Genomic DNA, 16,204 nt, shown 5'->3' with positions numbered 1-16,204 from the left:
GCCCGCCTGGCGATCGGAATGCTTACCCAAACGTAAAGCGATGTAGTTAACGTTTGGTTGCGGTGCCGCACCAAGCCGGGAATGTCGCCGTTGCGGTGCAAAGTTGATGGACTTCGAATATAAAAAACGCTAAGGCTTCACCATGATCAAGAGAGCTTTGCAACTCGTCGAACATGATGTCGTCGACTCTGCGCTGAGGACCATTGCCTTTGGAAAACAAGGGCTTGATGCGCTGGATAATGCCCTCCAGAATGGCTTGGGCGATCGCTTTCGCAATGCAGTGGAGATCATCGGTGGCATCGATGGCCGGGTCATCGTGACCGGGGTCGGCAAGAGTGGCCATATCGGCCGGAAGATCGCTGCGAGCCTTGCATCGACCGGCACGCCCGCCTTCTTCGTCCATCCCGTGGAAGCCAATCACGGCGATCTCGGCATGATTGCCACCGGGGATGTAGTGCTGGCGCTTTCTTGGAGCGGCGAGACCGCAGAATTGCAGGGCATCGTCTCCTTCACCCGGCGTTTCTCCGTTCCGCTGATCGCGATGACCGCCGGCGAGGTTTCGACGCTCGCGCGGGAGGCCGATGTCGTGCTGCTTCTGCCCAAAGAGCAGGAGGCCTGTCCGCATGGTCTTGCGCCGACCACGTCGACGCTGATGCAGCTTGCCATGGGTGATGCGCTCGCCGTCGCTCTTCTGGAAGCGCGGGGCTTCTCGGCAACCGATTTCCGTGTCTATCATCCGGGCGGCAAACTCGGCGCAATGCTCTCGCATGTCAGCGATCTCATGCATACCGGTGACCGGATTCCACTGGTGAAGAAGGGCGTCACCATGCCCGACGCCATTCAGGAACTGTCGCGCAAGCGTTTCGGCTGCGTCGGTGTGATCGATGAGGAAGGATGCCTTTGCGGCGTCGTCACCGACGGCGACATCGCCCGCCACCTGGACCTCGACCTCCGCCAGACGCCGGTCGACGACGTGATGACAACGAGCCCGAAGACGGTCGGCAAGGAAACTCTTGCGACGGCCGCCATGGCGCTTCTCAACAAGCACAGCATCGGCGCGCTCATCGTCATCGACGCGGAGCGCAAGCCCGTCGGCATCGTGCATTTCCACGATCTCCTGCGCGTCGGCGTCGCCTGATTCCGGAAAGAGTTCAGTCCGCCTCGACCGTCAGGTCACGTCCGCTGGCGGTCACCACCTTCACGCGTGTGCCGGCCGGCAGGTCGGGCCCCATGACCGGCCACCAGGTATCGTCCAGGCGGATGCGGCCGCGTCCTTCCGTGATCGGTTCGTGGAGAGTGGCTGTGCGGCCGATCAGGCTTTCGCCGCGCCGGTTCAGGAGAGGCTCGTCGCTCGGCTCGCTCCGGCCGGCATAGAAGCGGCGCCCGGCGAGGGCCAGACCAACCGACAGCACGGCGAAAAGCAGCCACTGGACCTGCCAGATCCAAAACGCCGTATCCCAGAGCAAAAGCGAGAGCGCGCCAACGACGATCGCCGCAGCGCCGATCCAGATCAGGAATACGCCCGGTGCGGCAAGTTCGGCGGCCAGCAGGATGAGGCCGAGAATCCACCAGCTCCAGGGGCCGAGACCGTTCACCAAATCATGGATCATCGCTTCAGGTCTCGGACGAGGAAGGTGACGTGGGGTTGAACGGATTGACCGCCGGCGTCGTGCGCGAAGTTGCCGGCGAGCGGGGAGCGATCGGCGGGCGGGGCGGCGCAGCCGGCGCAGGACCGTCGCCGAAGACGTCCCTGGCGATCGCGCCGATGCCGCCGAGCGAGCCGATGATGGAGGAGGCCTCAAGCGGCATCAGTACGATCTTGGCATTCGTCGCCTTGCCGATCTCCACCAGCGCTTCGGTGTATTTCTGCGCCACGAAATAGTTGATGGCCTGGACGTTGCCGACGGCAATCGCTTCGGAAACGACCTGCGTCGCTCTCGCCTCGGCTTCCGCCAGGCGCTCGCGGGCTTCGGCCTCGCGGAAGGCGGCCTCGCGCTCGCCCTCGGCTTTCAGCACCGCCGCCTGCTTGGCGCCTTCGGCGCGCAGGATCTGGGCATTGCGGGCGCCTTCGGCTTCGAGGATCTGGGCGCGCTTCTCGCGCTCCGCCTTCATCTGCCGTCCCATGGATTCAACGAGATCGGCCGGCGGCTGGATGTCCTTGATCTCGACGCGCGTGACCTTGATGCCCCAGGGACCGACGGCCTCGTCGACGACGCGCAAGAGCCGCTCGTTGATGACTTCACGGTTCGACAGCAGCTCGTCGAGATCCATCGAGCCCATGACCGAACGGATATTGGTCATGGTGAGGTTCTGGATGGCGTTCTTGAGATCGGTGATCTGGTAGGCGGCCTGGGCCGGGTTGAGCACCTGGTAGAAAGCGACGGCATCGGCCGAAACGCTTGCATTGTCCTTGGTGATGACTTCCTGGGTCGGGACGTCTAGCACCTGTTCCATGACGTTCATGCGCGCGCCGACGCGTTCGATGAACGGCGTGATGAGGTTGAGGCCCGGTTCGAGCGTGCGGGTGTAGCGGCCGAAGCGCTCCACCGTATAGCGATAGCCCTGCGGCACGGTCTTGATCCCGGCAAACAGGACCAGGATGACCAGAATAACCAGTGCGATCACGACGATATCGAAGCCACCCAACAGCATAACAACCCCCTGCCGCTTTCTCGAACGGCGTGATCCTATTCAACGGGAATGCTGTTCACAAGCGCATCCGGCCGTTCTAGAGAGGACAATTGAATACCGGTCGCAGCCTACCCGGTCAAAACAAGGATACCTGATCATGAAAACCATCGTCGTCTGCTCCGGCGGACTGGATTCCGTTTCCCTCGCTCATAAGATTGCGGCGGAGCAGGAGCTTCTCGGCCTCATCTCCTTCGACTACGGCCAGCGGCACCGCAAGGAACTGGAATTTGCCGCCGCCTGCGCCCGGCGGCTCGGCGTCTTTCACCAGATCATCGACATGCGGTCGATCGGAAGCCAGCTTTCAGGCTCCGCGCTGACCGACGATGTCGACGTGCCGGACGGGCATTATGCCGAGGAGACGATGCGAATCACGGTCGTGCCGAACCGCAACGCCGTCATGCTCGCCGTCGCATTCGGGGTGGCCGCCGCAAGAGGCGCTGAAGCCGTGGCGATCGCCGTGCACGGGGGCGATCATTTCATCTATCCGGATTGCCGGCCGGGTTTCATCGACGCCTTCCAGACCATGCAGGACCATGCGCTGGACGGTTACGCCTCGGTCAGGCTGCTCGCCCCTTACGTCAACGGCTCGAAGGCGGATATCGTCACCGACGGCGCGCTTCACGGCACGCCGTTCGCCGAGACCTGGTCCTGCTACAAGGGCGGGACGCGCCATTGCGGCCGCTGCGGCACCTGCGTCGAGCGGCGGGAAGCCTTCCATCTGGCCAATATCACCGATCCGACGGAGTACGAGGACCCGGATTTCTGGAAGGCGGCGACCGAAGGCTTCAGGGCTGACGAAATTCGGTGAGGCGCTAAACCCAGCCCTGGAGTTCGCGGCGCACGACCTTTTCGAGCACCGTCATGCCACCCTCGCTGTCGTTGAGGCAGGGAATGTGCACGAATTTCTCGCCGCCGTGATGCAGGAAGGTTTCGGCGGCCTCGCCGGCGATCTCTTCCAGCGTCTCCAGGCAGTCGGAGACGAAACCAGGATTGATGACAGCGATCCGCTTCACACCTTCGCTTGCCAGTTTCTCGACCGTCTTGTCCGTATAGGGCTGCAACCATTCCTCCGGCCCGAAGCGGGACTGGAAGGTGAGCATGAAGTTCTTCTCGGTCAGGCCGAGTGCCTCTCGCAGCAGCCGGCCCGTCTTTTGGCAATGACAATGGTAGGGGTCGCCAGCCTTGAAATAGGATTGCGGAATGCCGTGGAACGAGGCGATCAGCACTTCCGGCTCCCAGTCGAGCGTCGCATAGGTCTGCCGTACCGAGTTGGCGAGCGCTTCGATATAGGTCGGATCGTCGTGATAGGGCGGCACCGTGCGGATCGCCGGCTGCCAGCGCAGTTTCATCAGGTGCTCGAAAGCCTTGTCATTGACGGTTGCGGTGGTGGAGGCGGCATATTGCGGATAAAGCGGGAAAAGTACGATCTTCTCGCAGCCCTTGTCCTTCAGCGCGTCGATGCGTTCGGCGATCGAGGGCTTTCCGTAACGCATCGCCCAATCGACCACGACGTTCGGCAGATCCTTCAGCCGCTCGCTCATCAGATCCGACTGATTGCGGGTATAGGTGCGCAGGAAGCTTTCGTTCAGATCCTTGTTCCAGATCACCTCATAGGCCTTGCCGACCTTCTGCGGCCGCTTGTTCAGGACAATGCCGTAGAGGATCGGATACCAGTAAAGCCTGGACCATTCGATCACCCGCCGGTCGGACAGAAACTCTGCGAGATAACGCCGCATCGGCCAGTAATCCGTGCCGTCCGGAGTGCCCAGATTGACAAGCAGCACGCCGACCTTGCCGAAAGTCACTTTCGGATGATCGGGAGGCATGGAGGCGGATGGAGAAATCATGCGGACCCTTCCAAGGCTAAGCTTCTCAAGCGGCGACGAGGCACTTCGGCATTGCGGTTTACTTAGAAAGAAATACCGGTCCGGGAAAGCCCGGACCGGCATTTTTGACAAGAGACAAATTGTCCAGTTTAGGCCGAGAGCTCACTTCGCCGGAAGTTCGAGCTCGGCGCCGACATGGATGATATTCGGATTGCTAAGCGAATTCGCCTCGGCGATCTTCGTCCATTCCTCGCCGTTGCCGTAATGAGCCTCGGCGATTTTCCAGAGCGAATCGCCCTTCACGACAATGTATTTGGTCGGGCCGGCCGGCTGCGGCGCGGCAGGGGCCGCGGGGGCCGGGGTTGCCGGAGCGGCTGCCGTCTGCGACGGAGCGGGGGCGGCCGGTGCCGGCGCCGCGGGAGCTGCAGCCGAAGGGGCCGGCGGAGCGGCCGGGGCTGGCTTCGGCGGCGGTGTGTAGCCCGCCGGAGTGAGATCGGTGATACGGCCGTCCGTATAGGGCTTGTAGGGATTGTTGGCCGCGAGGTAGTCCGCCACCGCCTGCTCCAGGTTCGGGCCAAAATCGTAGGGGTTCACGGCGCTGGTCGCGAAGATCTTGTAGCCGTCGCCGCCGGCGCGGACGAAGTTGTTGGTAACGACGCCATAAGTCTTCGCCGAATCGATCGGCGCGAATGCGTCTCCCTCCTTGACCTGCACGTCGCTCACCCGGCTGCCGGCCGGTTTCGACTTGTCAAAGGAGAATTTCAGGCCGGCGACCTGCGGGAAGCGGCCGGCGCCATCATCGATCTGGCTGACGCCGTTTTCCAGCGCGGCGATGATGTCCGAGCCTTTGATCTGGAAAGTGGCGATGGTGTTCTGGAAGGGCAGCACAGTCAGCACTTCACCCATTGTCACCTCGCCGGCATCGATCGAAGCGCGCAGGCCGCCACCGTTCTGAATGGATATGGTGATCCCCTGGCCCTTGACGCGGTCAAGCTGCGCATCGGCAAGCAGATTGCCCATCGAGCATTCTTTCGCACGGCAATTGCGGCGGTCGCCGTCGATTGCGGCTTCGGCACTGCCGACGATCTTCTTCTTGGTTTCCTCGATCGGGGCTTTCAATTCGTCGATGCGCGCGACCATGGCCTGGTCGGGCTGGAACTTGGCATCCACGGGGATGGGCTCGCCGCTTGCTTCCTTGACGACGCCGTTGTCATCGAAGACGACCTTCAGGTCGCCGAGATAGCGGCTGTACTGGAATGCCTGCACGACCGGAATCTTGTACCCGCCGGGGTTGTCGGACCAGGTCGGGTAGGGGCCTTCCGCGCCCTTGACGGTGTTGGAGAGAAGCGTGTGGGTATGGCCGCCGACGACAACGTCGACATCCTGTATCTTAGCGATCGCCGCAAGGTCGCGCGGATAGCCGACATGGGTGAGCGCGATGATCTTGTCTACGCCCTGAGCCTTCACGGCCTGGACGGCCTCGGTGATCTTGGCGACGTCGTCGGCGATCGTGATGTTCGGACCGGGATTGGCGATTTCCGGTGTTTCATTGGTGACGGCGCCGACGATGCCGATCTTCTGTCCACCGACATCGAGGATGATGAAGGGCTTGATGCGGTCACCGATCTTGGCGGCGGCGCTTGGGACGACATTGGCGGTCACGACCGGAAACTGGACCTTGTCCAGGAAGGTGGCGAGCACGTCGTCGCTGTCGTCGAATTCGTGGTTGCCTACGGTCATGGCGTCGAATTTCATGGCGTTCAGCACTTCGGCTTCCACCGCGCCCTTGTAGGTCGTGTAGAAGAGGGAGCCCTGAAAATTGTCGCCGGCATTCAACAGGAGGACGTTCTTGTTCTCGGCCTTCAGAGCGTCACGCGTCTGGTTGATCGCGGTCAGCAGGCGGGCCGCGCCGCCGAAGCATTCATTCTTGCCTTCTTCTTCCGCCGAGCAGGTGGAGTCATATTTGTTGACGGCCTCGATGCGCGAATGGAAGTCGTTGATGTGCAGGATATTGAGCTCGAAATCGGCGAGCGCCGCGCCGGTTGAAAGGGCCAAAACCGAAACGGTCATCAGCCCGAACCTCAATGTCTTCATCATCTGATCTCTCTCCTGTTTGATCGATCGGCTTTTGGCCGCCTCGCGCCGATTGTTCTACTGTCCCACCGTGACAATCGTTCTGCGGCACATGTTTTCATCAAGAGGATGCCGTTTCAAGGGAAATGTGACAGCCGTGCATGCGCGCTGCTTCCCGCGCAAAACAAGAAAACCCCGCCGAAGCGGGGTTTGTAAAATAGATCCCGAAAGACCGTGATCAGCTTCGCCGCATAAGGGAGAACTGGGCGCCGCTATCCTGCGTGCAGTTGAGCTGGTTGGGGCTCACGAGCGAGCAATTGACGCGTGACTGCGTCTTTCTCACGAGCGAGGTCATATTGATCTCGACCAGCGTCGGCGAGAGATTGACGTAGGTGCCGGAGGCCAGAAGCGTATTGCTGTCGCTGGAGCGGGTGTTGAACGTGCCTCCCTGGAAGGTGGAGACGATGCCGTTCGGATCGGACCAGCTTCCCTCGACACCCTGGGGCCGGGGCGGAGGAGCTTGGCGCGGCGGAGGAGAGGACATGCAGGCGGTCAGGCCTGCGGCGGCGATGAGCGCAAAGCTCGCTTTCAATTTCATGATCTGTCTCCCGCGAATCGGTCCGTCCCTTAAGGCGAAGCATGCCGCCACGGACCTATGTAACGCAAGATGTGGCCTTGAAAAGGCAAGGGCCTGTGGACACACAAAAAACCGCCTGCCGAAGAGCAGGCGGTTTTCCCAATCGGTCAGCGAACCAGGATGTTCCTGAACTGCCAGGGATCCTTTTCGTCGATGTCTTCCGGGAAGAGGCCCGGGCGGCCATCGAGCGGGGTCCAGTCGGTGTAATGGCCTTCGACCGGGCCGAGATAGGGAAGCTGCACTTCAAGGCAGCGCTTGTAGTCGATCTCATCCGCCTCGACGATGCCCGCACTCGGATTCTCCAGCGCCCAGACCATGCCCGCGAGAACGGCCGAGGTCACCTGCAGACCGGTGGCATTCTGGTAAGGAGCGATGCGGCGGGTTTCCTCGAGCGACAGGCGCGAACCGTACCAGTAGGCGTTCTTCTCGTGGCCGTAGAGCAGGACGCCGAGTTCATCGATGCCGTCCTCCAGCTCGTCTTCGTCGAGAACGTGGTGAACGGGCTGCGGCGTGCCGCCATTGCCGAACATCTCGTGCAGCGAAAGCACCGCATCATTGGCCGGATGATAGGCGTAGTGGCAGGTCGGACGGAAGGTGACTTCGCCATCCTTGTCACGCACCGTGAAGTAGTCGGCGATGGAGATCGACTCGTTGTGGGTGACGAGGAAGCCGTATTGCGGGCCGGGCGTCGGGCACCAGGTCCGTACGCGGGTGTTGGCGCCCGGCTGTTCCAGATAGATCGCCGCCTTGCAGCCCTTCTTGTGCTGCTTGGCGTTCTTCGGCATCCACTCCTCGTGTGTCCCCCAACCGAGCTCGGCCGGCTGCAGGCCTTCGGAGATAAAGCCTTCGACCGACCAGGTGTTCCAGAAAACGTTGAGCGGCTTCGGGTGCTTGGTGCGCTGGGTATCGCGCTCGGCGATATGGACGCCCTTGACGCCGAGCTTCTTCATGAGCTTCGCCCAGCCTTCACGGTCGTGCTGGGTCGGCTCTTCGAATTTCAGGCCGGTATCCCTGGCAAGATTGACGAGCGCCTTCTTGACAAACCAGGACACCATGCCGGGGTTTGCGCCGCAGGTGGAGACCGCCGTCGCGCCGCCCGGGTTCTTCGCCTTTTCCTTGCGCAGGGTTTCACGCAGCGCATAGTTGGTGCGATCCGCGTTCTTCATGTTCTTGTCGAAATAGAAGCCGAGCCAAGGTTCTACGACGGTGTCGATATAAAGGACGTTGAGCTTGCGGCAGAGCTTCATCAGGTCGAGCGAGCCGGTATCGACCGAAAGGTTGACGCAGAAGCCCTGGCCGCCGCCAGCCGTCAGCAGCGGCTTCAGGAGATCCTTGTAGTTATCCCTGGTCACATATTCCTTGATGTGACGGACGCCGTGTTTTTTGAGAATTCCCGCTTCGTCGTCGCGCGGGTCGATCACCACCATCCGGTCCTTGTCGAACTTGAAGTGGCGTTCGATCAGCGGCAGCGTACCGCGGCCGATCGAACCGAAACCGATCATCACGATCGGGCCGGTGATTTCGCCATACACCGGATAGTTAGTCTCTGACATGTCTCTCTCCTTGATCGGCGGCCCTGTGGGCCGCTGCCCCGCTTCTTCGGCAGTGAACGGATAATGGATGCGCAGGTGCGATTTCGCGGCGCTCTAGATCATAAAACAGCGTCACAATAAAGAGGCCATCGGTTTTCCGGGTGAAATCGGCACTTACCCGACAGAGACGAGTTTTTCGGCGGATTTCCGAAGCATGGCCACGAGTTCGGCGCGTTTTGCGAGGAGCCCCTTGTAATCGGCCTGTTCCGGCGTCAGCGCTTCGAGCTGATCGGCGAGCGAGGCTGGCAGTTCCCGGGCGTTCGGTTGAGCCATGATCGCGGTGACCGGATCGAGATAGATGCGAATGGTGAAGAGGATGTCGCCCGAGACCGGCATTTTCCTGAGCGTCTGGCGCTCGACGCGGATGAACGCCCCCTCTGCCGGCACGTCCTTTGTTTCGGAAGCAGGCTGCGCGACAGGGCGATAAAGCTTGTAGCCCCAGTTGACCGACCAGTTCCAGCGGACCACGAAACGGGCTGGCGAAAGATTATCGAACATGCGGTTGATGAGGTCCGCATTGCGGCTGCCGCGTGCAAAATCCGGCACTGGCGCATGAACCTCATCGATCGCCTTGCCGAACTTGTCCGCAAGCGACCAGGAGGAGGGGAAGGCGAGGAAGGCGGCGGCGAGGCGCCAGCCGTTCTCGCCCTTGCGCATGATGACGAGATCGTCCTGCATCATGAGACCGGCACGAACAAGCGGCGGCAGGCTCTGGTCGGCGAGATCGATCCTGTGGCCCGCCATCTCCACGAGATTGCCGTCGCGATGATAGATTGCCGGATGGTGGGACGGGAGATAGTCCGCCAGCGCATCCAGGATTTCCTGCTGGGCCTCTTCCGTATCCGGTTCTGCCTGAAAAACCTGATCGCCATGCTCGGCGAAGAGCTTCCTCTTCTCGGTCAGGTGATAGGCAAGATCGCCGTCCGGTTCGATCCAGCGGGCAGGATCGAGCTGGAGAAGCCCGATGGTGAAGGGCTTCGAGGAGCCGTCATAGGGCGTATAGATGAGGGGCTTGTCGTTCATGCCGTCCCGGGTGTGCCGTTTCAGGATCGGTTTAAGCCAAATTCATGTACTTGTAAAAATCGTCTTCGAAGACTTGGAACATGCCGCGACAGCCCTACAAATATTTCGCAGGTGCAACATGCGGGGCGGGAAGGCTGATGGTGCTATTCAGCAGGGTCTTTTATGTGATTGTCGGGATGATCGCGGCATTCAGGACCATGGGTTTGCGCAATACGACGTCGAGGGCCTGGATCCGGCTTTATCCCGTTCGGCCGGATGGCGTGCAAAATCGCTTTGACTGGCGCATGTGGCTGCCGTTCTGGGCGGTGTTCTTCATCGGGTGCGCCATGGCGGTGGTCGTCGCGTCTTCAGGCGAGCGCAATCCCGAGGGGTTGCTCATTATCAAATGAGCGATATGTCGGCGAAGATCGCCGTGTCTCCGTCATTCCGTCGCCGTGCCCTGGTGGAAAACCATGCGCCATTTGCCGTCGACATCGAGACGCCAGATCGAACTGCGGTTGGTGAAGAGCTTGTGCCCGTCATCGTCGACGAGACGGACGCCGCGATAGGTGGCGAGCGCGACAGTGTCGCTGAGAAGCGACACCGAGAAATCCAGGATCGCCGTGTTGTTCGGCCCGACCTCGGAGACGAGGCGGGAGATGATGTCATCGAACGTATAGACAAGGCCGGAACGGCCGAATTCACGGAACTCAGGCGCCAGAAGTTCACGCAATCGCGTCTCGGAACTACGCACCTCGCGGGTCTGCAGCGCAGCTTCGAGCGAAAGCAGATGATCGGCAAGCGATTGCGATTCGACCATTACCTTTCTCCTCCAGTTCCAGAGACGGCTTCAGCAGGTGATGGTTCCGATTGTTCCTTGTCGCTTACGAGTTCGGCAGGGATGAGGCCGCGCAGCGAATTGCCCACGAAAATGCGGCGCTCCTTGAGGTCGGCAAGACGAAGGATCTGGCTGCGGGCCTTCCGCTCGCGGATCAGTTCGGCGCGCAATATACCGGGCAGAAGCCCGCTTGTCAGCGGCGGCGTAAGCAACTGGCCATCCGCATCCTCGACGAAGACATTGGTGATCGTGCCCTCGCAGATTTCGCCCCTCTCGTTGAGTAGAAGGACTTCATCCGCCTCGTCGGGGGAGAATTCGGCGCGCGCGGCCTCATAGGGTTCCCGGCGGGAGGTCTTGTGGCGAAACAGTGGATCGTCCGACGGAAGCGAGGTGCTTGCGACGCGCACACGCCATACGGTGCCGGCGGGGATCGGGCTGAAGGGCGTCGCGGTGATCTCGATCCTGCCGCGATAGGTCATGACAAGACGAACGCGCATGGCGTTTTCGCCGCTGACGGCGGCCTGAAGCTGCTTCAGCGTATCCGGCGGCGGCTGGCGGAATCCCAGGGCATCGGCCGACCGGCTGAGGCGGCGCAAATGCTGTTCCACCCGCAGGAAGCCCGCGCCCGGCTCCCAGCGCATCGTTTCGATCAGCGAGAAATCCATTGGTCGCCCACCGCAAAGCGTGCCTTCAAAAGACACTCGTCATATTCGGCCTCTGCCTTCGAGTCGAAGACGATGCCGCCGCCGACATTGAAGACGGCCCTGCCGTCCTTGAAAAGGGTAATCGTGCGGATTGCCACGGAAAAGCGCATCGGCCCGGCCGGGTCGCAATAACCGATCGCACCGCAATAGGCGTCCCGAGGGCTATCCTCCAATCCGGCCAGAATCTGCATCGCCCACAGTTTGGGCGCTCCGGTGATGGAGCCGCAGGGAAAGAGCGCCGCGAGGATTTCCGGAAAGCCTATCCCCGGTTTTAGCCTGGCCCGCACGTGGCTGACCATTTGGTGAACGGTCGGATAGGTCTCGATTTCGAACAGTTTCGGCACCGAGAGGGTGCCTACTTCGCTGATGAGCGAAATGTCGTTGCGCAGCAGATCCACGATCATGCGGTTCTCGGCCAACGTCTTCTCATCGGCGAGCATGGCCTCAATGATCGCCTCGTCCTCTTTCGCGGTCGCGCCGCGCGGGGCGGTGCCCTTCATCGGATGTGTTTCGATGAAGCGCTCGGCATCGACCGAGAAGAAGAGCTCGGGCGAGCGCGACAGGATGACCGGGCCTGCGAAATCCCCGGCGAAATCGATGAGTGCGCCGTAGTGCACCGGCTGGCGTTCGACGAGAGACCAGAAGGCGGAGCGCGGGTCGCCCTGCCAGCGGGCGGTGATCGGCATGGTCAGGTTTGCCTGGTAGCAATCGCCCTTGCGCAGGTGCTCATGCAGCCGGTCGAAACGCTGCCGGTAGGTTTCGAAATCCCAGGCCGCGTGCGGTTCGGTCAACAAGGGGTCTTCACTTTTCACCGGTTCCGGCAGGGCGAACGGATGCTCGTGACCGGCGGGAGCATCGAATATTCCCATGGCAAGCAGGGGCACCGGCCGGTTCGGCACGATCAGGGCCCGGAGCTTCTCCTCGAAGACATAACCGGCTTCGTAGGAGATATAGCCCGCCAGCCATCGGCCGGAGCGGCGGGCTTCCTCCAATCGATGAAGGGCGGGCAGAACCTCGTCGGCCGTCCGCGCAAGGACGATCTCCTTCGGCCGGTCGAAGACAAGGCTCCGGCCGACGGGATCATCCCGAAAGAGCGCGTAAGGCGCCGTCTGTTCCATCGAAATGGCTCACGCCCTGTCCAGGGCCTCCAGTTCGTCGATCAGGCCTTCGATCATCGACAGGCCCTTGGACCAGAAGGACGGATCGGCGGCATCGAGGCCGAAAGGCTTCAGAAGCTCCGAATGATGCTTGGTGCCGCCGGCTTTCAGAAGCTCGAAATACTTCTCCTGGAACCCGGGTTCCGCCTGACTGTAGACCGCATAGAGTGAATTCACCAGGCAGTCGCCGAAGGCATAGGCGTAGACATAGAAGGGCGAGTGGATGAAGTGGGGAATATAAGTCCACCACGTCTCGTAGCCTTCGGAGATCCTGATCGCAGGCCCGAGGCTCTCCCCCTGGACGGAGAGCCAGAGCTCGCCAATCTGTTCGGAGGTGAGCTCTCCTTCCTTGCGGGCCGTGTGGACCTTGCGCTCGAACTGGTAGAAGGCGATCTGGCGCACGACCGTGTTGATCATGTCCTCGACCTTCTGGGCGAGCATGGCCTTGCGTTCGCGCCTGTCCCTGGTCTTTTCCAGCAGGGCGCGGAAGGTCAGCATCTCGCCGAAGACGGAGGCCGTTTCGGCAAGCGTCAGCGGCGTCTGGCACATCAGCGCCCCCTGAGCGCCCGCAAGCACCTGATGTACGCCGTGGCCGAGTTCATGGGCAAGCGTCATCACGTCGCGCGGCTTGCCCATGTAATTGACGAGCACGTAAGGATGGGCCGACGGCACGGTCGGGTGCGCGAAGGCGCCTGGCGCCTTGCCGGGACGTACCGGCGCGTCGATCCATTCCTCGTCGAAGAAACGGCCGGCGATCTTCGCCATTTCCGGCGCAAAGCCGCGATAGGCGGAAAGCACCGTCTCCTTTGCTTCGGTCCACGGAATAACAGCGGTGGGCGTTTCCGGCAGCGGCGCGTTGCGGTCCCAGAAATTCAGCTGTTCCATTCCGAGCCATTTCGCCTTCATCGCATAGTAGCGATGCGAGAGACGCGGATAGGCATTCTTCACTGCCTCAGCCAATGCATCCACCACCTCGCGCTCGACGCGGTTCGCCAGATGCCGCGAATCCGCGATGTCCTTAAAGCCACGCCAGCGGTCGGAAATCTCCTTGTCCTTGGCGAGCGTGTTGGTGATCAGGGTGAAGACGCGCAGGTTCTCGCCAAAAGTCTTCGAAAGGGCTGCCGCCGCCTTGGCGCGCACCTCCGGTTCGGACTCCTGCAGCATGTTGAGGGTCACTTCGAGCGGCAGCTTCTCGCCGTCCACCTCGAAGCGGAGTTCCGCCATGGTTTCGTCGAACAGACGGTTGAATGCCGCGGCCGATGTCATGGATTTTTCGAGGAAGAGCTGTTCCAGCTTGTCTTCGAGCTGAAACGGCTTGTCCTTCCTGAGATCGACGACCCAGGGACGGTAGTGGCCGGCGGCCGGATCGCGATCCATGCAGGCGTCCATCAGCTTGTCGTCGATGCGGTTCAGTTCCAGTGCAAAGAACAGGAGATGGGAGGAAAGGTCGGTCAATTTTGCCTGCACGTCGCCGTAGAACTTGCCGTTTGCCGGGTTCGACGTGTCGGAGAAATAGGTGAGGCCGGCATATGAGCCGAGCTTGCCGAGCAGGTCATCGAGCGCCTCGTATTCCTTCAGCGCCTCACCGATGCCGCCAGCGCCGGTCTTCGTCGCGGCGTCCGCCAGCTTGCCCTTCCATTTCTCCTCGAAGGCGAGCGCCAGCTTTTCCGCCTTGTCCGTGTCGGCAGTGAAGGCAGGCGAATCCCTGGCGGGATAAAGGTCGGACAGTTTCCAGAGCGGCAGGAGGCCAAGCGCCGGATCGGTTGCTGCAGCGCCGGCGGCCATTGCGGCAGGAATTTCGCGAAACGCGATTGCGGGGTGTTTCATCGCCTTGTCCTCTGATTTTCGATCCGGTCGGTGATTTGTTTTCCCCGCCGTCGATTAAAATGCAAGCTTTTCTCAAAAGGGGATGTTCAAGCCTTTCTGGCACAACCTCCAGCATAACCACCCGAAAGGGAGCACGATGAACGTTGCTGGGAGCCCGAGCATGACTGCGCAAATCCTCGTTGTGGATGATGATCCAATTCAGCGTCGCCTTCTGAAGAATGCCGTGGAGCGTTACGGATACGCCGCGCATCTTGCCGAAAACGGCCTTGTCGCACTCGAGTTCCTGAAACGGACAGCCGTCGACATCAACGTTATCGTGCTCGACCTGATGATGCCGGAAATGGATGGCCTGACCTTCCTTGCCGCCATTCGCGAAGCGGGCATCGAAACACCGGTCATCGTCCAGACCGGGCAGGGCAGCATCGATTTCGTCGTGCAGGCCATGCGGGCAGGCGCCTTCGATTTTGTCGTGAAGCCGGTTTCGCCGGAACGTATCGCCGCATCGATCGCCAATGCACTCAAGCTCAACCAGAAGGAATCGAAAGTACGCGGCGGTCGCCGCCATCGCCCCGGCGCCGTCGGTTTCGGCGATATCATCTCCGCGAGCCCCGACATGCTGCGGGTCATCGATCTCGCTCAGCGCGCGGCACATTCGAACATCCCGGTGGTGCTGGAAGGAGAGTCCGGCGTCGGCAAGGAGATGATCGCCCGCGCCATTCAGTCGAACGGCGACCGGGCCGGCAAGCCGTTCATCACCGTCAATTGTGGCGCCATCCCGCACAATCTGGTGGAAAGCATCCTTTTCGGCCATGAGAAAGGCGCCTTCACCGGCGCGACCGAACGCCATACCGGCAAGTTCGTGGAAGCGGACGGCGGAACGCTTTTCCTCGACGAGATCGGCGACCTGCCGCTCGAAGTCCAGGTGAAGCTGCTCCGCGCTGTACAGCAGGGCGAGATCGAGACCGTCGGCGCGGCGCGCGTGCAGAAGGTCAATGTCCGGCTCATCTCGGCCACCAACAAGGACCTGATCGAAGAAGTACGCGCCGGGCGCTTCCGCGAGGATCTCTATTACCGACTCAACGTCTTCCCGATCACCATCCCGGCGCTGCGTCGCCGCAAGGAAGACATTCCACATCTCGCCCGCGTTTTTGCCGAACGCTTCTCGGCGGAGCAGAAATTGCCGAAGATGCTCACTGTCGCCCCTGGCGCGCTGGCGTTGCTTACGGCCTATGACTGGCCGGGCAATATCCGCCAGCTCGAAAACGCCGTCTTTCGCGCCGTGGTGCTTGCCGAAGGCGATGAGCTGACGGAAGCGGACTTCCCGCAGATCGCCGCGCAGGTTCCGGAATTCCGGTCGGCCGAACTTGCCGCGACCGCGATTGCGCCGACGCCGGCCGCAATGTCGGACTACGCCGTGCGGGAGGCGCTCGCCGAATCACCCGTCTTCGCCAACAGCGAAAGGGCCCGCGCCGCACAGCCGGATCCCAAGGCCATGCTCGCCGCCGCCTACCCGTCGGCGGAAAATATCATCGTCAGTACCGACGAAGCGGGTGACGTGAGAAAACTGGCCGATGTCGAGGAGGAGCTCATCCGTTTCGCGTTGAAATTCTATCGCGGCCAGATGAGTCAGGTGGCCCGAAAACTGGGCATCGGACGTTCGACTCTCTACCGGAAACTGAAGGATTACGGCATTGACCCCGACGATCCGCTCAAGGAAGCAGCATAATCGCGTTGTATTAGCGGGAGTTAACTTTCGCGCAAGGATGTCCTGGCACCTTTCATCAACCTCCCATTAGCCATTTGTTGACTATATGGAAGAAGGTTGTACATCTGTGGCACATTTGCCATCGTGTGACC

The 16,204-nt window shown here is 61.3% G+C and carries 14 protein-coding genes and 2 pseudogenes; 5 read left to right on the top strand and 11 right to left on the bottom strand.

Features of this window, described 5'->3' with window-relative positions; all coding sequences use genetic code 11:
* Positions 1–142 precede the first annotated feature (142 nt).
* Positions 143–1,138: a KpsF/GutQ family sugar-phosphate isomerase gene (locus QEO92_RS16750; protein WP_227703769.1), complete on the top strand. Its 996-nt coding sequence runs from the start codon at positions 143–145 to the stop codon at positions 1,136–1,138.
* Positions 1,139–1,151: 13 nt separating this feature from the next.
* Here QEO92_RS16750 and QEO92_RS16745 read toward each other — a convergent pair whose 3' ends face one another.
* Both QEO92_RS16745 and QEO92_RS16740 read right to left on the bottom strand, forming a co-directional pair.
* On the bottom strand, positions 1,152–1,610 hold the full coding sequence (locus QEO92_RS16745) for an NfeD family protein (protein WP_227703768.1): 459 nt from the start codon (positions 1,608–1,610) through the stop codon (positions 1,152–1,154).
* A 4-nt stretch (positions 1,611–1,614) separates the two neighbouring features.
* Positions 1,615–2,652, bottom strand: coding sequence for an SPFH domain-containing protein (locus QEO92_RS16740; protein ID WP_037155960.1), 1,038 nt, complete (start codon positions 2,650–2,652; stop codon positions 1,615–1,617).
* 136 nt (positions 2,653–2,788) lie between these two features.
* Between QEO92_RS16740 and queC the strand changes: the two genes are divergently transcribed.
* Positions 2,789–3,499, top strand: a complete 711-nt coding sequence (gene queC, locus QEO92_RS16735) for a 7-cyano-7-deazaguanine synthase QueC (RefSeq protein ID WP_227703767.1) — start codon at positions 2,789–2,791, stop codon at positions 3,497–3,499.
* Between the two features lie 4 nt (positions 3,500–3,503).
* Here queC and hemH read toward each other — a convergent pair whose 3' ends face one another.
* The 5 genes from hemH to QEO92_RS16710 form a co-directional block, all read right to left on the bottom strand.
* Positions 3,504–4,538 (bottom strand): ferrochelatase, encoded by a 1,035-nt coding sequence (hemH, locus tag QEO92_RS16730; protein WP_037155966.1) that lies wholly within the window; start codon positions 4,536–4,538, stop codon positions 3,504–3,506.
* Positions 4,539–4,679: 141 nt separating this feature from the next.
* Complete coding sequence (locus QEO92_RS16725) at positions 4,680–6,614, bottom strand: 5'-nucleotidase C-terminal domain-containing protein (protein ID WP_227703766.1); 1,935 nt, start codon at positions 6,612–6,614, stop codon at positions 4,680–4,682.
* A 214-nt stretch (positions 6,615–6,828) separates the two neighbouring features.
* Positions 6,829–7,188, bottom strand: coding sequence for an outer membrane lipoprotein Omp10 (omp10, locus tag QEO92_RS16720; RefSeq protein ID WP_037155972.1), 360 nt, complete (start codon positions 7,186–7,188; stop codon positions 6,829–6,831).
* 146 nt (positions 7,189–7,334) lie between these two features.
* A complete protein-coding gene (locus QEO92_RS16715) occupies positions 7,335–8,780 on the bottom strand; it encodes a homospermidine synthase (RefSeq protein ID WP_227703765.1) in 1,446 nt (481 codons plus the stop codon).
* Positions 8,781–8,933: 153 nt separating this feature from the next.
* Positions 8,934–9,842: a heme-dependent oxidative N-demethylase family protein gene (locus tag QEO92_RS16710; RefSeq protein ID WP_227703764.1), complete on the bottom strand. Its 909-nt coding sequence runs from the start codon at positions 9,840–9,842 to the stop codon at positions 8,934–8,936.
* Positions 9,843–9,922: 80 nt separating this feature from the next.
* On the opposite strand from QEO92_RS16710, the gene QEO92_RS16705 reads away from it, so the two are divergent.
* Positions 9,923–10,231: a hypothetical protein gene (locus QEO92_RS16705; RefSeq protein ID WP_280107453.1), complete on the top strand. Its 309-nt coding sequence runs from the start codon at positions 9,923–9,925 to the stop codon at positions 10,229–10,231.
* A gap of 32 nt (positions 10,232–10,263) precedes the next feature.
* Here the strand turns inward: QEO92_RS16705 and QEO92_RS16700 are convergent, their stop codons facing one another.
* Genes QEO92_RS16700 through QEO92_RS16685 form a run of 4 tightly spaced genes read right to left on the bottom strand, consistent with a single transcriptional unit; the run spans position 10,264 to position 14,347 of the window.
* Complete coding sequence (locus tag QEO92_RS16700) at positions 10,264–10,641, bottom strand: nuclear transport factor 2 family protein (protein ID WP_037155983.1); 378 nt, start codon at positions 10,639–10,641, stop codon at positions 10,264–10,266.
* On the bottom strand, positions 10,641–11,324 hold the full coding sequence (locus QEO92_RS16695; RefSeq protein WP_227703763.1) for an aminotransferase class IV family protein: 684 nt from the start codon (positions 11,322–11,324) through the stop codon (positions 10,641–10,643). The genes QEO92_RS16700 and QEO92_RS16695 overlap by 1 nt, the downstream gene beginning before the upstream one ends.
* On the bottom strand, positions 11,309–12,481 hold the full coding sequence (locus QEO92_RS16690) for an aminodeoxychorismate synthase component I (RefSeq protein ID WP_227703762.1): 1,173 nt from the start codon (positions 12,479–12,481) through the stop codon (positions 11,309–11,311). Before QEO92_RS16690 ends, QEO92_RS16695 begins: the two co-directional genes overlap by 16 nt.
* A gap of 9 nt (positions 12,482–12,490) precedes the next feature.
* The gene (locus QEO92_RS16685; protein ID WP_227703761.1) at positions 12,491–14,347 is read right to left on the bottom strand and encodes a M3 family oligoendopeptidase; all 1,857 of its coding nucleotides are present in this window, start codon (positions 14,345–14,347) and stop codon (positions 12,491–12,493) included.
* Between the two features lie 160 nt (positions 14,348–14,507).
* Here QEO92_RS16685 and QEO92_RS16680 point away from each other — a divergent pair.
* Together QEO92_RS16680 and QEO92_RS33255 are read left to right on the top strand one after the other, a co-directional pair.
* A pseudogene (locus tag QEO92_RS16680) lies at positions 14,508–15,696 on the top strand (sigma-54-dependent transcriptional regulator); the annotation flags it as partial.
* A gap of 194 nt (positions 15,697–15,890) precedes the next feature.
* Positions 15,891–16,073: pseudogene (locus QEO92_RS33255) on the top strand (helix-turn-helix domain-containing protein); the annotation flags it as partial.
* Positions 16,074–16,204: the final 131 nt, after the last annotated feature.

The sequence above is a fragment of the Neorhizobium petrolearium genome, from assembly GCF_029854435.1.
Lineage (GTDB): Bacteria > Pseudomonadota > Alphaproteobacteria > Rhizobiales > Rhizobiaceae > Neorhizobium > Neorhizobium petrolearium.
This window is presented reverse-complemented; position numbering and strand designations above follow the sequence as displayed.